This is a genomic window from Bordetella parapertussis (assembly GCF_020735925.1).
Taxonomy (GTDB): domain Bacteria; phylum Pseudomonadota; class Gammaproteobacteria; order Burkholderiales; family Burkholderiaceae_B; genus Bordetella; species Bordetella pertussis.
The window spans coordinates 2,673,827-2,688,014 of sequence record NZ_CP085971.1; the positions used below are offsets into that span (position 1 = coordinate 2,673,827).

15 protein-coding genes and 2 pseudogenes are annotated in these 14,188 nt (G+C 68.1%); 8 read left to right on the plus strand and 9 right to left on the minus strand.

The window, feature by feature from the left end; translation table 11 throughout:
• Positions 1-46 precede the first annotated feature (46 nt).
• A complete protein-coding gene (asd, locus tag LK409_RS12755) occupies positions 47-940 on the plus strand; it encodes an archaetidylserine decarboxylase (protein WP_003811301.1) in 894 nt (297 codons plus the stop codon).
• 84 nt (positions 941-1,024) lie between these two features.
• Complete coding sequence (locus LK409_RS12760; protein WP_010928804.1) at positions 1,025-2,233, plus strand: alpha-hydroxy acid oxidase; 1,209 nt, start codon at positions 1,025-1,027, stop codon at positions 2,231-2,233.
• Positions 2,234-2,245: 12 nt separating this feature from the next.
• Here the strand turns inward: LK409_RS12760 and LK409_RS12765 are convergent, their stop codons facing one another.
• The 3 genes from LK409_RS12765 to LK409_RS12775 all read right to left on the minus strand — a co-directional run bounded on the left by LK409_RS12765 (position 2,246) and on the right by LK409_RS12775 (position 4,210).
• Positions 2,246-3,061 carry a MetQ/NlpA family ABC transporter substrate-binding protein gene (locus tag LK409_RS12765; protein WP_003811298.1) on the minus strand — a complete coding sequence of 272 codons (816 nt, stop codon included), beginning with the start codon at positions 3,059-3,061 and terminating at the stop codon, positions 2,246-2,248.
• Positions 3,062-3,194: 133 nt separating this feature from the next.
• A complete protein-coding gene (locus tag LK409_RS12770) occupies positions 3,195-3,716 on the minus strand; it encodes an RES family NAD+ phosphorylase (protein ID WP_010928806.1) in 522 nt (173 codons plus the stop codon).
• On the minus strand, positions 3,713-4,210 hold the full coding sequence (locus LK409_RS12775; RefSeq protein ID WP_003811295.1) for a DUF2384 domain-containing protein: 498 nt from the start codon (positions 4,208-4,210) through the stop codon (positions 3,713-3,715). Before LK409_RS12775 ends, LK409_RS12770 begins: the two co-directional genes overlap by 4 nt.
• Before the next feature lie 148 nt (positions 4,211-4,358).
• Here LK409_RS12775 and LK409_RS12780 point away from each other — a divergent pair, with 148 nt between their 5' ends.
• The 4 genes and pseudogenes from LK409_RS12780 to LK409_RS12795 form a co-directional block, all read left to right on the plus strand.
• Complete coding sequence (locus tag LK409_RS12780) at positions 4,359-4,736, plus strand: DUF423 domain-containing protein (protein ID WP_003811293.1); 378 nt, start codon at positions 4,359-4,361, stop codon at positions 4,734-4,736.
• Positions 4,733-5,011 (plus strand): annotated as a pseudogene (locus LK409_RS12785) (EamA/RhaT family transporter); the annotation flags it as partial. The gene LK409_RS12780 and the pseudogene LK409_RS12785, both read left to right, overlap by 4 nt.
• 81 nt (positions 5,012-5,092) lie before the next feature.
• On the plus strand, positions 5,093-6,313 hold the full coding sequence (locus LK409_RS12790) for an ISL3-like element IS1001 family transposase (RefSeq protein WP_010927279.1): 1,221 nt from the start codon (positions 5,093-5,095) through the stop codon (positions 6,311-6,313).
• A 4-nt stretch (positions 6,314-6,317) separates the two neighbouring features.
• Positions 6,318-6,932: pseudogene (locus tag LK409_RS12795) on the plus strand (DMT family transporter); the annotation flags it as partial.
• Positions 6,933-6,944: 12 nt separating this feature from the next.
• Here the strand turns inward: LK409_RS12795 and LK409_RS12800 are convergent.
• Both LK409_RS12800 and LK409_RS12805 read right to left on the minus strand, forming a co-directional pair.
• A complete protein-coding gene (locus tag LK409_RS12800; RefSeq protein WP_010928807.1) occupies positions 6,945-7,583 on the minus strand; it encodes a glutathione S-transferase in 639 nt (212 codons plus the stop codon).
• A complete protein-coding gene (locus LK409_RS12805) occupies positions 7,580-8,752 on the minus strand; it encodes a PQQ-dependent sugar dehydrogenase (protein WP_010926684.1) in 1,173 nt (390 codons plus the stop codon). The genes LK409_RS12800 and LK409_RS12805 overlap by 4 nt, the downstream gene beginning before the upstream one ends.
• A gap of 124 nt (positions 8,753-8,876) precedes the next feature.
• Between LK409_RS12805 and LK409_RS12810 the strand changes: the two genes are divergently transcribed.
• Positions 8,877-9,491, plus strand: coding sequence for a glutathione S-transferase family protein (locus LK409_RS12810; RefSeq protein ID WP_010928808.1), 615 nt, complete (start codon positions 8,877-8,879; stop codon positions 9,489-9,491).
• Positions 9,492-9,607: 116 nt separating this feature from the next.
• Positions 9,608-10,351: a cysteate racemase gene (gene cuyB, locus LK409_RS12815; protein WP_003811281.1), complete on the plus strand. Its 744-nt coding sequence runs from the start codon at positions 9,608-9,610 to the stop codon at positions 10,349-10,351.
• Between the two features lie 151 nt (positions 10,352-10,502).
• On the opposite strand, the gene LK409_RS12820 is transcribed toward cuyB, so the two are convergent.
• From LK409_RS12820 to livH, 4 genes are read right to left on the minus strand one after another with little or no spacing between them, the layout of a single operon-like run.
• Positions 10,503-11,204 (minus strand): ABC transporter ATP-binding protein, encoded by a 702-nt coding sequence (locus LK409_RS12820; RefSeq protein ID WP_003811279.1) that lies wholly within the window; start codon positions 11,202-11,204, stop codon positions 10,503-10,505.
• Positions 11,205-11,972, minus strand: coding sequence for a high-affinity branched-chain amino acid ABC transporter ATP-binding protein LivG (gene livG / locus LK409_RS12825; protein ID WP_010928810.1), 768 nt, complete (start codon positions 11,970-11,972; stop codon positions 11,205-11,207). It abuts the gene before it with no gap.
• Positions 11,969-13,207 (minus strand): high-affinity branched-chain amino acid ABC transporter permease LivM, encoded by a 1,239-nt coding sequence (locus LK409_RS12830; protein WP_003811274.1) that lies wholly within the window; start codon positions 13,205-13,207, stop codon positions 11,969-11,971. The genes livG and LK409_RS12830 overlap by 4 nt, the downstream gene beginning before the upstream one ends.
• The gene (gene livH / locus LK409_RS12835; RefSeq protein WP_003811272.1) at positions 13,207-14,133 is read right to left on the minus strand and encodes a high-affinity branched-chain amino acid ABC transporter permease LivH; all 927 of its coding nucleotides are present in this window, start codon (positions 14,131-14,133) and stop codon (positions 13,207-13,209) included. The genes LK409_RS12830 and livH overlap by 1 nt, the downstream gene beginning before the upstream one ends.
• Positions 14,134-14,188 lie beyond the last annotated feature (55 nt).

Here is a 14,188-nt window from a genome sequence, read left to right on the forward strand (position 1 = left end):
TCCCACCAGTGCGGCGCCTGCCCGGCGCCGTTCGCCGAACCCATACATGCCTTTCAAAGACCAGCTTTTTCTCGCCAGCCAGTATCTCGCTCCGCATCACCTGGTCTCGCGCCTGATGGGCCGCGTGGCGGATTGCCGCGCCCCCGAAATCAAGAACCGCATGATTGCGCGCTTCGTACGCCGCTACAACGTCGACATGAGCGAAGCCCTGGTCGAGGACCCGCTGGCCTACGCCAGCTTCAACGACTTCTTCACGCGCGCGCTCAAGCCGGACGCCCGCCCGCTGGACGACGAGCCCGGCGCGGCGCTGTGCCCGGCCGACGGCGCCATCAGCCAGATCGGCGCCATCGACAACGGCCGCATCTTCCAGGCCAAGGGCCACAGCTTCGGGCTGACCGACCTGCTGGGCGGCGACGCCGAGCGCGCCGCGCCGTTTGCCGGCGGCCAGTTCGCCACCATCTACCTGTCGCCGCGCGACTACCACCGCGTGCACATGCCCCTGGCCGGCACGCTGCGCGAAATGGTGCACGTGCCCGGCCGCCTGTTTTCCGTGAACCCGCTGACCGCGCGCAGCGTGCCGGAACTGTTCGCGCGCAACGAACGCGTGGCCTGCCTGTTCGACACCGAGCATGGCCCCATGGCGCTGGTGCTGGTCGGCGCCATGATCGTCGCGTCCATCGAAACCGTCTGGGCCGGCCTGGTGACGCCGCACAAGCGCCAGGTGCGCAGCGTCCGCTACGACGCCGCCGCCCGTGCGCCCATCCATCTGGACAAGGGCGCCGAAATGGGCCGCTTCAAGCTGGGCTCCACCGTCATCGTGCTGTTCGGCCCCAAGCGCTTGCGCTGGCTGGACCTGCCCTCGGTACGCGGGCCGGTACGGATGGGCGAAACCCTGGCATTGCCCGCCAGCACCGCCATTTCATTTCCAGAAAGCGAATAAACATCTCATAATAAATTCGCTTTATCGATACATGAGGGCTTGCTAGATTGCGGCCTGGCCATCGCCGCCGTTTCTGGAGCTCTCATGTCGTCTTCCGCACTGCCCCTGTCCGCCGCCTCCGCCGCCCGCGCCGCCGCCGTTCCCGCCTCGCTGCGCAAGCTGCTGTCGCTCAATGACTTCGAAGCGGCGGCGCGGCGCCGCCTGCCGCGGCCGATTTTCGGCTACGTGGCGGGCGCGGCCGAGGACAACCAGGCACTCGACGACAACCGGCGCGCCTTCGCCGAATACGGATTCCTGCCGCGCGTGCTGGTGGACGTCTCGGCGCGCCATACGCGCACCGAGCTCTTCGGCCAGGAATGGGCCGCGCCCTTTGGCGTCGCCCCCATGGGCATCAGCGCCCTGTCGGCCTACCGCGGCGACATCGTGCTGGCCCGCGCGGCGCGCGCGGCGGGCATCCCCGCCATCATGAGCGGATCGTCGCTCATCCCGCTCGAGGAAGTGGCGCGCCAGGCGCCGGGCACCTGGTTCCAGGCCTACCTGCCCGGCGACCCCGCGCGCATCGACGCGCTGGTCGAGCGCGTGGCGCGCGCCGGCTACCGGACGCTGGTGCTGACCGTGGATATTCCAGTCTCGGCCAACCGCGAGAACAATGTGCGCACGGGCTTCTCCACCCCGCTCAAGCCTGGCCTGCGGCTGGCTTGGGACGGCCTGAGCCGCCCGCGCTGGCTGACCGGCACCTTCCTGCGCACCCTGCTGGCGCACGGGATGCCGCATTTCGAGAACTCGTTCGCCACGCGCGGCGCGCCCATCCTGTCGGCCAACGTGCTGCGCGATTTCTCGGCGCGCGACCACCTGGACTGGAGCCATGTGCAGCGCATCCGCCGGTCCTGGCGCGGCGAGCTGGTCATCAAGGGCATCATGCATCCGCGCGACGCCGCCCTGGCGCGCGCCCATGGGGCCGACGGCATCATCGTCTCGAACCACGGCGGGCGCCAGCTCGATGGCGCCTGCGCGCCCCTGCGCGTGCTGCCCGACATCGCCGAGGCGGCCGGCGCCATGGCCGTCATGATGGACAGCGGCATCCGGCGCGGCGGCGACGTGCTCAAGGCGCTGGCGCTGGGGGCGCGCTTCGTGTTCCTGGGCCGGCCCTTCAACTATGCCGCCGCGGTGGGCGGCGAAGCCGGCGTGGCGCACGCCATCGGCCTGCTGCGCGAGGAGATCGACCGCAACATGGCCATGCTGGGCGTGACGCGCTGCACCGCCATGGCGCCCGGGCTGCTGCGCCGTCTGTAAGGCGCGGTCCCCTCACTCCCAGGGGAAGTCGATCAGTTCGCCATACAGGCGGCGCAGGGTCGCCTTGACCTCGGGCGAGGACTGGTAGATGCGGATGAAGGCCAGCAAGCGCGGATCCTGCGCCCGCTCGGGCGTGGCGACCCAGCGGATGGCGTAGCGGCGCACCGTTTCGGGGTCGGTGTTGTCGAATGCCAGCCCGTCCTTTTCGTCGATACCCGCGTGCTTGGCGAAGGTGGTGTAGGTGACCGAGGCCGTCACGTCGTCGAAGGTGCGCGCCGACTGCGAGCCTTCCAGCTGCACCAGCTTGATGCGCCGCGGATTGTCGGTGACATCCTGCAGCGTGGCCTGGTGCCCGGCGCCGGGCTTGAGCCCGATCAGCCCGATCGAGGCCAGCAGCTGCAGCGCGCGCCCGGTATTGACCGGGTCGTTGGGCACGGCGATGGTCGCGCCCTGCGGGATGGCATCGCCTTTCTTCAGTTTCTTCGAGAACAGGCCGATGGTGGTGGAATAACCGTACGCGATCGGCGTGAGGTGCGTGCCCCGGCTGCGGTTGAACAATTGCAGGAAAGGCTCGTGCTGGAAGAAATTGGCGTCGATCGAGCCTTCGGCCGCGGCGATGTTGGGCATGACCCAGTCGTTGAACTCGATCAGCTTGACCTCCAGCCCCTGCGCCCGCGCCTGCGCGATGGCGATCTCGGTGGCCTCGTTGGCCACGCTGGCAATCACGCCTATGCGCAGCGGCGCCTGCTGGGCCGCGCCCGCGCCGGCCGCCGCGCACCACAGCGCCAGCGCGCCCAACCATTGCATCCAGCCGCTTCGAATCCGCATTGCCGCCTCGCCTTGCGCCAAAAATCCCATTGTGCCGCACGGGCCGCGCGGCCGGGCCGGTAGCCCTGCGCCCGGCAAGGGGATCAGGCTGCCGCGGGACGGGTACAGGACGTGGCGCCGCGGGGCATGGCCCTCACTGGCGCGGCCCGCCGGGCGCCAGGCGCGGATCGTAGATGAACTTCTCGCGCCGCGCCACCCGCACGCTCGCGGCATCGGGATGCTGCGGATTGATCAGCAGATTGCAGTCCGGCACCCCGCGGCACGGCACGATGGCGCTGGGCAGCTGCAGCAGGGCCGAGCCGTTGTCGCGCACCCAGGCGTCGCCGATGCGCTGCGACACTTCGGCAAACGGCACCGCGTCCCAGAAGGGATGGCGCTTGTGCAGCGCGTCGACCTCCAGGACCTGGCGCGCCTCGTACACCGCGCGCGGCACCACGATCTCGATCAGGTAACGGTTGGCCTGCGCGGTGGCCGGCGCGGCGAAATGCACCACGGTCTCCAGCACCGCCAGCGCCACGCAGGACGAGGTGTACACCACGGCGGTGCCCGGACTGTTGTAGCGCCCGCCCACCGCCGCCGCGCCGGCGCCGCTCAGGTCGTCGGCGCGGTACTTGCCCGCCGTGGTGGCGATGCGCCACAGCGATACATGGCTCAAGCGTAGACCCCGGCGGCGGCGCGGGCCAGGGTATCCTCGACGATGCGGCTGCTGGCGTCCGAGGTCAGCAGCGACAGCGGCTTGACGTTGCCCAGGGCGGGCACCGGCGTATTGAGCCATTGCACCGCTTCGGCGTCGCCGCCCAGCACCTGGCGCGCCACCTTGGTCACGCGCGCCACCCGCGCCAGGCGGTCCGACTCGCCCAGGGGCAGCGCCTGCCCGTCGCGCATCCAGCGCGACAGCGAGGCGGCCTTCACCTCGGTGATGGCCATGATCTCGGACTTGGGCACTTGCAGGTAATCGGCCGCGTCGTCGAGCAGGCGCGGCGACAGCCCGCGCTGCACGCCGTGCGCCATGGCGATCAAGGGACTGTCGACCAGGTCGGCGAAGGAATCGACGCGCGCCTCTTCCTCGAGGGCGCGCTTGCGCGCCGCCGGCGCGCGCCGCTTGGGCGCGCCCCGGGCGGGGCTTTTCTCGGCGATGGCAATGCTCATGGCGAGCCTCCTGCACAGGACAGTTAATTCCATTTAGAACATATTATATTCCATATGAAACCCCATCGCAAGACCGGGCGCGCCGCGCGCGGGAGCGCCGGCCCCTTATCATAGGCATCTTTCGTATCCCGCAATGCAAGGAAACCTCATGACGGATCGGCAACTCATCGTGCTGGCGGCGCTCAATATCATGGTCGCCGTAGGCGCCGGCGCGTTCGGCGCACACGGCCTCAGGCGCGTGGTCGACCCCACCCTGCTGGCCATCTGGCACACCGGCGTGCTCTATCACCTCATCCACGCGCTCGGCCTGTTCGTCGTCGCCCTGCTGGGCGCGCGCTTCGGCTCGCCGCTGCTGTCGATGGCCGGCCTGGTCATGTTCATCGGCATCCTGCTGTTCTGCGGCAGCCTGTACGTGCTGGTGCTGACCGGCACCCGCTGGCTGGGCGCCGTCACCCCGCTGGGCGGCGTGGCGTTCCTGGCGGCATGGGCGATGGTCGCCTGGGCGGCCTGGCGCGCGCCCGCATGATCGCAACCGCGAACACGCGCGCCGCCTCGCCGCTGGTCGGCATCGCCTGCGTCGCGGTGGGCATCTTCTGTCTTACCCTGAGCGACGCCCAGGCCAAGTGGCTGGGCGAGCGCTACAGCCCGGTGCAGATCCTGTTCCTGCGCGCCCTGATCGCCATGCCCGTCGTGCTGGCGCTGACCGCGTCGCTGGGCGGGCGGCGCGCCCTGCGCACGCAGTATCCGCTGGTGCACCTGGTGCGTGGCGCCATCAACGTCATCTCGGCCACTTTTTTCTGGTTCATCGCGCAATAGCGTGGAGGGGTTTGGCAAGTTTTCGTATTCTTGACGGCAGGTATTTGCCATCAGGAGTGCAGGGAGATGCTGGATCGCAAGTTGCTGGAGTCGCTGGGAGGCTGGCAGGGCTATGGCGTCGAACGCGTGGAATGGCCCGAAGACCCAGGGCGCACGCTGTCGATCTATTTGAAGCCAACGGCCAAGGTGATGCTGTGCGAGCAGTGCGGCGCGCGGTGTCGCCAGGTGCATGAGACCACGGTTCGACGGGTGCGAGATCTGCCGTTATTCGAGTATCGGGTCGTTCTGCACGTGCCGCGCCGACGCTTGTGGTGTGAGCAATGCGGCGGCCCGCGCCTGGAGCGGCTTGCCTGGCTGGGGCGATATCAACGGGTGACGGATCGGCTGGCGCAGGCCTGCAGCCAATTGCTGCAATCGAGCAACGTGCAGGCGGTGGCGAGGTTCTTCGAACTGGGTTGGCATACCGTCAAGACGCTGGACAAGGCTCGGCTGCGTGCGTCGGTGCGCGAACCGGATTGGTCCAAGATCGAGTATTTGGCGATGGACGAGTTTGCCCTGCACAAAGGGCATCGCTACGCGACAGTGGTGGTCGATCCGATCGGCAGGCAGGTGCTGTGGATTGGCCCAGGACGCTCACGCGAGACGGCCCGGGCGTTCTTCGAACAATTGCCGCCTGGGGCCGCCCAACGCATCAAGGCCGTTGCCATCGACATGACCACCGCCTACGAGTTGGAGATCCAGGCCCACAGCCCACAGGCGGAGATCGTCTATGACTTGTTCCATGTCGTGGCCAAGTATGGACGAGAGGTCATTGATCGGGTGCGCGTGGATCAGGCCAATCAACTACGCCAGGATCGTCCCGCACGCAGGATCATCAAATCGAGTCGCTGGCTGCTGCTGCGCAACCGTGACAACCTGGATCGGCAGCAGGCCGTCCGGCTCGACGAATTGCTGCAAGCCAACCAGCCGCTGCTGACGGTCTATGTCCTGCGTGACGAACTCAAACGGCTCTGGTTCTACCAAAGACCTGCCTGGGCAAGACAAGCCTGGAACCACTGGTACGAGCAGGCCGAGCAAAGCGGAATAGCCGCCTTGAACACCTTCGCTCAGCGCTTGAAAGGCTATCTGCACGGCATCCTGGCCAGATGCCGACATCCCCTGAACACCAGCATTGTCGAGGGCATCAACAACACTATCAAGGTCATCAAGCGGCGCGCTTACGGCTACCGCGACCAGGAATACTTCTTCCTCAAAATCCGTGCCGCCTTCCCCGGCAATGCGCGATGAACCTTTTTTCTACCTGGGCCTGCAGGCGCTGCCGCTGGCCGAGAACGCCGCCATCGCGTTCGCGGCGCCGCTGTTCGTCACCGCGCTGTCGGTGCTGGTCCTGAAGGAGCGCGTGGACGCGGCGCGCTGGCTGGCGGTGGCGGCAGGCTTTGCCGGCGTGCTGGTCATCGTGCGCCCCGGCTCGGCCAGCTTCCAGGCCGCAGCGCTGTGGCCGCTGGCCACGGCGCTGCTGTACGCCGTGATGATGCTGACCGCGCGCGCCATCGGCCGCGGCGAAAGCATGCTGACCACGATGTTCTACATCGTGGCAGGCCAACTGGTGTGCAGCGCCGTGGCCGTGGCCTGGTTCTGGACCACGCCGGTCTGGGCCGACCTGCCCTTTTTCGCCGGCGTGGCGCTGTTCAGCACGCTCGGCCTGACGCTGATCACCCAGGGCTTTCGCATCGGGCCGGCTTCGGTGGTCGCGCCGTTCGACTACACCGGACTGCTGTGGGCCACGCTGCTGGGCTGGCTGTTCTGGCACGAAACGCCGGACCTGCTCGACTGCGTGGGCGCGGCATTCATTGCCGGCAGCGGCCTGTACATCGCCTGGCGCGCCACCAGCCGGCGCCGCAGCTAGGCGCCGGACCGGCTATTCCAGCGGCGGGTCGAAATGGCGCCGCAGCACCTGCGCCACGTTGGGCTCCTCGGCCGCGCGGCGGGCCGCCGCCGCCAGCCTGGGACAGACGCTCTGAAACCATGGCGGCCCCGGCCGCCAGCGCGTCATGACCACGACATACAGGTCCAGCGTGCTGAAACGGCGGCCCAGCACGTGCGGCGCGCCAGCCCCGCGTTCGATCTCCTGCCACAGCTGCGCGCGCCGGTCGTGCACGCGCGTGCGCAGCAGTTCGGCCGCATCGCCCGGCAAGGTCCACTTGGCCGGATCGTCGCCGTAGGTGAAGGTGGCATACACGCCCGCCACCAGGCGCACCAGCGTGTTCCAGAAGCGCGCCCGTTCGGCGCTGCCGGGCGGCGGCGCCAGGCCGGCAGCCGGCGCCACATCGTGCAGGTGCATGACGATGGCCGCGCTTTCGGTCATGACTTCGCCATCGGGCAGCACCAGCGTCGGCACCTGGCCGGTCACGTTCAGGCTCAACAGCCGGTCGCGGCCCGGCCCCGGCTTCAGATAGGGCAAGTCCGTCAGGGTATAGGGCACATTGGCCAGCGCCAGGGCCATCTCGACGATGGCCGACCCGCACCCGCGCGAGCCGATCAGTTCGTACGTGCTCATGATCCGCCTCCTGAAACCGCGGCCGGCGCGACGCGCCATAGCGCGCCCTTGGCCGCATCGGTCAACACATAGATCCCGCCGTCGGGCCCCTGGCGCACATCGCGGATGCGCGCCTTGCGCTCGCCCAGCAGGCGCTCCTCGGCCACGACTCGCTCGCCGTCGAGCTGCAGCCGGATCAGTTCTTCGCTGCCCAATGCGCCGATGAACAGCGAACCGCGCCATTGCGGATACCGGTCCGAGGTGTAGAACGCCATGCCGCTGATGGCCGGCGAGCGCCGCCACCAGTACCGCGGCTCCTGTCCGCCGGGCAGCGTGTCCCCCTTGGCCTCCGGAATCGGCAGGCCCGAGTAATTGATGCCGTGCGTGGCCAGCGGCCAGCCGTAATTAGCGCCGCGCACCACCACGTTGATTTCGTCGCCGCCGCGCGGACCATGCTCGTGCTCCCACAGCTGGCCGTTCCAGGGATTGAGCGCCATGCCCTGCGGATTGCGATGGCCGTACGACCAGATTTCCGGGCGCGCCCCGGCGTGGCCCACGAAGGGATTGTCGGCCGGGACCGATCCGTCGGCATGCAGGCGCACCACCTTGCCCTGCAGCTTGTCCAGGTCCTGCGCCGTGGGCCGGTCATTGTTCTCGCCCAGCGCGACGAACAGGAACCCCTGGCGGTCGAACACCAGGCGCGCGCCGTAGTGCTGGCCGCGCGACAGCTTGGGCTGCTGGCGGAAGATCACGGTGAAGTCGTCCAGCCGCGTCAGGTCGGCCGACAGCCTGCCACGCCCGACCGCCGTGCCGCTGCGGTCCTCGCCGGCCTCGGCGTACGACAGGTAGACCAGGCGGTCACGCGCGAAATCCGGCGACAGCGCCACATCGAGCAGGCCGCCCTGCCCCTGGGCCGCGACCTTGGGCACGCCCTGCAGCGGCGCCGACAGCGCGCCGCCGGGCGCCAGGTGGCGCAGGCGCCCGGGCCGCTCGGTGATCAGCATGCCGCCATCGGGCAGGAAGGCCAGGGACCAGGGATGCTCGAGCCCGTCGGCCACCTCGGTGACGCGGGCATCGGCCCGCGTCGGCTCGGACGCGACCTGCGCCGCCGTGGCCGGCGCGGCCAGGGCGGCCAGCAGTGCCGGCAGGACGCCATGGCGCATGATCGTGGCAGCAAGTACGCGCAACATCGAAGCCTCCCCGCGACAGGTGGTTGGTGTATGCGACAGGCGGGCCCGCCGGGGGCGCCATCGAACTGGCGTACCATACCCGGGCCGGGGCGCGGCGCGCGCCCCGCTACGGAGACCCTCTACGATGAAACTGTACTACATGGCCGGCGCCTGCTCGCTGGCGGCCCATATCGTGCTGGAATGGATCGGCAAGCCCTACGAGACGCATGCGCTGTCGCGCGAAGCGCTCAAGGAGCCGGCGTTCCTCAAGATCAATCCGCTGGGCGCGGTGCCCGCGCTGACCGAAGGCGATTGGGCCCTGACGCAGAACGCCGCCATCCTCGAATACCTGGCCGAACAGGCGCCCCAGCTGAATCTGCTGGGCGACGGCTCGGCGCGCTCGCGCGCCGAGGTGCGCCGCTGGCTGGGTTTCATCAACTCCGACGTGCACAAGACCTTCTCGGCGGTGTTCGGCCCGCAGCGCTTCGTGGCCGACGCCGCGGCGCAGGAGGAAGTGCGCGCCTCGGCCGCCGCCATGCTGCGCGGCCTGTTCGGCCAGCTCGACACCCATCTGCAGGGCCGCTCTTTCCTTGCGGGCGCCCGCCCTTCCATCGCCGACGCCTACCTATACGTGGTCCTGCGCTGGGCCCACGGCAAGCAGATCGACCTTTCCGGCCAGGACAACCTGGCGGCGTTCTTCGAGCGCATGCAGGCCGACCCGGCGGTGCAAGCCGCGCTGAAGGCCGAAGGGCTTTCGTAATACGCCTGGCGCCCGCGGGGTATGATGCGGGCTCCGATTCACAGATCGACCACCCTGGCGCGCACGGCGCGCGCCGGTGGGCGTCGCCGCGATTGCGGCGCCCTGCGGAAGTACAGATGACAGCCCCCACGCAAAGTTGTTACCTGGGCGTACTCGGCGGCATGGGACCCATGGCCGGCGCGGCATTCGCGCTGCGGCTGGCGGCCCTGACCCCTGCCCAGTCCGACCAGCAGCACATTCCCACGCTGCTGCTCAATGACCCTCGCATTCCCGACCGCAGCAATGCCCGCACGCAGGGCGGCGAAGATCCCCTGCCCGCCATGATCGCGGGCATGCGTTTCCTGCGCGAAGCCGGCGCGCGCCTGATCGCGATCCCGTGCAACACGGCCCATCTCTGGTACGAGCCGCTGGCCGCGGTGGCCGGCTGCACCGTGCTGCACATCATCGAAGCCGTGGCGCAGGACCTGCGCCGCCAGGGCCTGCACGGCGGACGCATCGGCCTGATGGGCACCTCGGCCACGCTGGCGCTGGGGCTGTACCAGCAGACGCTGCAGCGCCAGGGCTACAGCTGCATCATTCCCGAGCCCGACGAAGTCGAGCGCTACTGCATGGGTTCGATCCGCGCCGTCAAGGCCAACCGCCTGGACCTCGCCTACGAGCCGGCCGCCGAATGCATCGCCCGCCTGAAAGCGCGCGGCGCCGATGCCGTGGTGCTGGGCTGCACCGAGCTGCCCCTGGCCGTCCCGCACGCCCTGCGGCCGGGCCTGGGAATCAGGCTGACCGACTCCATCGACGCGCTTGCCCTGGCCGCCATCGAACACTACGAGGCCGACCAGCAGGCGCAGAAGCTGGTCGCGTAACGCTGCGCGCGGGTGCCTGTCCCGGCGGGGACAGATACCGTCTTCGATGGCGCACGGCAGTGTGCCGGTCCCAGCGGGGACAGGCACACGCGGGCAGACGCCATGAAATCCTGCAGGCGCCAGTCCCCCATGCGGGGACAGGCACCTCGGCCTACCCGCCCAGATAGGCCTTGCGCACCTGGTCGTTGACCAGCAGGTTGGCGCCCGTGTCGTGCAGCACCACCCGGCCGTTCTCCAGCACGTAGCCGCGGTCGGCCACTTGCAGAGCCTTGTTGGCGTTCTGCTCGACCAGGAACACCGTGACGCCCTGCTCGCGGATGGTGCGGATGATGTCGAAGATCTGCGCGATGATCAACGGCGCCAGGCCCAGCGTGGGTTCGTCCAGCAGCAGCAGCCGAGGCTGCGTCATCAAGGCGCGGCCGATGGCCAGCATCTGCTGCTCGCCGCCCGACATGGTGCCGGCGCGCTGGCCGGCGCGCTCCTTCAGGCGCGGAAACAGCGTGTAGACGTGCTCCAGGCCGGCGTCGACTTCCTCGCGCCTGGAGAAAAAGCCGCCCATCATCAGGTTCTCGGCCACGGTCAGGTCCTTGAAGACCCGCCGCCCCTCGGGCGAGATGGCGATGCCGCTGCGCATGATGTGGTGCGTCTCGGCATGCGTGATGTCCTTGCCCTCGAAGGTGATGACGCCTTCGCGCGCGCGCGGGTTGCCGCATACCGTCATGAGCAAGGTGGTCTTGCCCGCGCCGTTGGCGCCGATCAGGGTGACGATCTCGCCCTGCTTGACCTCCACCGATACGCCGTTGAGCGCCTGGATGGCCCCGTAGTAGGTGTGGATGTTTTCCAGCTTCAGCATTTATTCTTCCCCCAGGTACGCCTTGATGACGCGCGGGTCGTTGCGCACCTCATCGGGGATGCCGGTCGTGATGGGCTTGCCGTGTTCCATGACAAGGATGCGGTCGGATATTCCCATGATCAGGCTCATGTCGTGCTCGATCAGCAGCACCGCGACGCCGAACTCGCGCCGCAACTGATCGATCAGCGACTGCAGGTCGCGCTTTTCCTGCGAGTTCAGGCCGGCGGCCGGCTCGTCGAGCATCAGCAGGCACGGCTTGGTGATCATGCAGCGCGCGATCTCCAGGCGGCGCTGGTGGCCGTACGCCAGGTTGCCCGCCTCGCGGTTGGCGAATTCGCGCAAGCCCATGAAGTCCAGCCATTGGGCCGCTCGCGTCAGCGCCTCGGCTTCGGCCTGCCGGTAGGATTTCAGCTTGAGCAGGCCCGGCAGCAGGCGCGCCTCGACCTGGGTGTGCTGCGCCACCAGCAGGTTCTCCAGCACCGTCAGCTGCTTGAACAGCCGCACGTTCTGGAACGTGCGCACCAGGCCATGGCGCGCCACCTTGTGGCTGGGCATGCCGGTAATCGGCTTGCCGTCCATCACGATCTCGCCGGCGGTCGGCTTGTAGAAGCCACCCACGCAGTTGAACACCGTGGTCTTGCCGGCGCCGTTGGGGCCGATGATGGCGAACACTTCGTCGCGCCTGACCTCGAAGGCCACGCTGTCGACGGCCAGCAGGCCGCCGAAGCGCATGGTCAGTCCGGATACTTTCAACAGGGTTTCGCTCATTTGCGCAGCTCCACATGCGGACGCTTCATGGGCAGCAATCCCTGCGGACGCCACATCATCATCAATACCATCACCAGGCCGAACATCAGCATGCGGTATTCGGCGAACTCGCGCGCCAGCTCCGGCAGCACCGTCAGCAGGATCGCCGCCAGGATCACCCCGATCTGCGAGCCCATCCCGCCCAGCACCACGATGGCCAGGATCAGCGCCGATTCGATGAAGGTGAACGACTCGGGGTTGACCATGCCCTGGCGGGCCGCGAAGAAGGCGCCGCCGAAACCGGCGAACATGGCGCCCAGCGTGAAGGCCGACAGCTTGATGCGCGTGGGGTTCAGGCCCAGCGAGCGGCAGGCGATCTCGTCTTCGCGCAGCGCCTCCCAGGCGCGCCCCACCGGCATGCGGATCAGCCGCGTGGAGACGAACAGCGTCGCCAGCGCCAACGCCAGCGCCATCAGGTACAGGTAGATCACCATGTGCTGGTTCTGGAAGGTCCAGCCCATGATCTCATGGAAGGTCTGGCCGCCTTCCGTGCTGGCGCGGCGCGCCATTTCCATGCCCAGCACGCTGGGCTTGGGCAGGCCGGATATGCCGTCCGGGCCGCCGGTCAGCATGTTCAGGTTGATGAGCAGCAGGCGGATGATTTCGCCAAAGCCCAGCGTGACGATGGCCAGGTAGTCGCCGCGCAGGCGCAGCACCGGAAAGCCCAGCACGAAGCCGAACAGCGCCGCGACCGCGCCCGAGAACGGCAGCGCTTCCCAGAAGCTCCAGCCGCCCCAGTGGTAAAGCAAGGCGTAGGTATAGGCCCCGACCGCGTAAAAGCCCACGAAGCCCAGGTCGAGCAGGCCGGCGAAGCCGACCACGATGTTCAGCCCCAGGCCCAGCATGACGTAGATCAGCACCAGCGTGGCGATGTCCACCGAGCTGCGCCCGCTGAAGAACGGCCAGATCACCGCGACGGCGATCAGCAGCACGACCAGCCATTTGTGGCCGCGCGCCGGCGCCGACGGCAGCGTCGGCAGGCCTGTTTTCAGCGCCTTGAAGGGCTTGGAAATCCATGGGCGCAACAGTTGGAACGCAAAAACCAGCGCGCAGGCCAGCGCGACCAGGTCCCAGCGCGGCTCCATCAGGGTGCGCGCGCCCTGGCGCACCAGCTGCAGGCCGAAGATCGGCGTCACGATGACGGCGGTCATGACCGCGGCGATCGTGGCATTCTTGAGAGGACTTTGTTGGGTCATCAGACTTTTTCCACCTCAGGTTTGCCGAGCAGCCCGGTGGGACGGAACAGCAGGATCAGCACCAGCAGCGCAAAAGCCACGATGTCCTTGTATTGCGATGAGATGTAGGCGGCCGCGAAGGTTTCGGCCAGGCCCAGCAGCACGCCGCCCAGCATCGCGCCGGGAATGCTGCCGATGCCGCCCAGCACCGCGGCGGTGAACGCCTTGATGCCCGCCAGGAAGCCGATGAACGGATTCAGCTTGCCGATGGTGATGGCGATCAGCACGCCTCCCACCGCGGCCAGCATGGCGCCCAGCACGAAGGTGAAGGAAATCACCCGGTTGGTGTCGATGCCCAGCAGGTTGGCCATGTGCATGTCCTGCGAGCAGGCGCGCGAGGCGCGCCCCATGCGCGAATACTTGATGAACAGCGTGAGCGCCACCATCAGCACCACGGTCACCACGATGATCATGATGCGCGAATACGGTACGGTGACGTCGAAGCTGGAACCCATGTGGAACTGCACCGCGCCCGAGACCAGCGCCGGCACGGCCATGTCGCGCGCGCCCTGCCCGAGAGCGACCCAGTTCTGCAGGAAGATCGACATGCCGATGGCCGAGATCAGCGCCACCAGGCGGGGGCTGCCGCGCACGGGCCGGTACGCCACGCGTTCGACGCTATAGCCGTAGACGCCGGTCACGAAGATGGCGACCACCAGCATGGCGGCGATGATGAAAGGCAGCGGCAGGCCGCTGTTGGTGCCGATGGCCGTCAGCGTGACCAGGCCGACGTAGGCGCCGATCATGTAGATCTCGCCGTGGGCGAAGTTGATCATACCGATGATGCCGTAGACCATTGTGTAGCCAATGGCAATCAACGCGTAGATCGCCCCCAGGGACAGTCCGTTGAAGAACTGCTGGGTAAGTTGTGGGATGAGGTCTGACATGTTTACTCGTGCTCCAAATGGCTCCGGCTCCGGTAGTGCGACCCGGAGCCGGAAA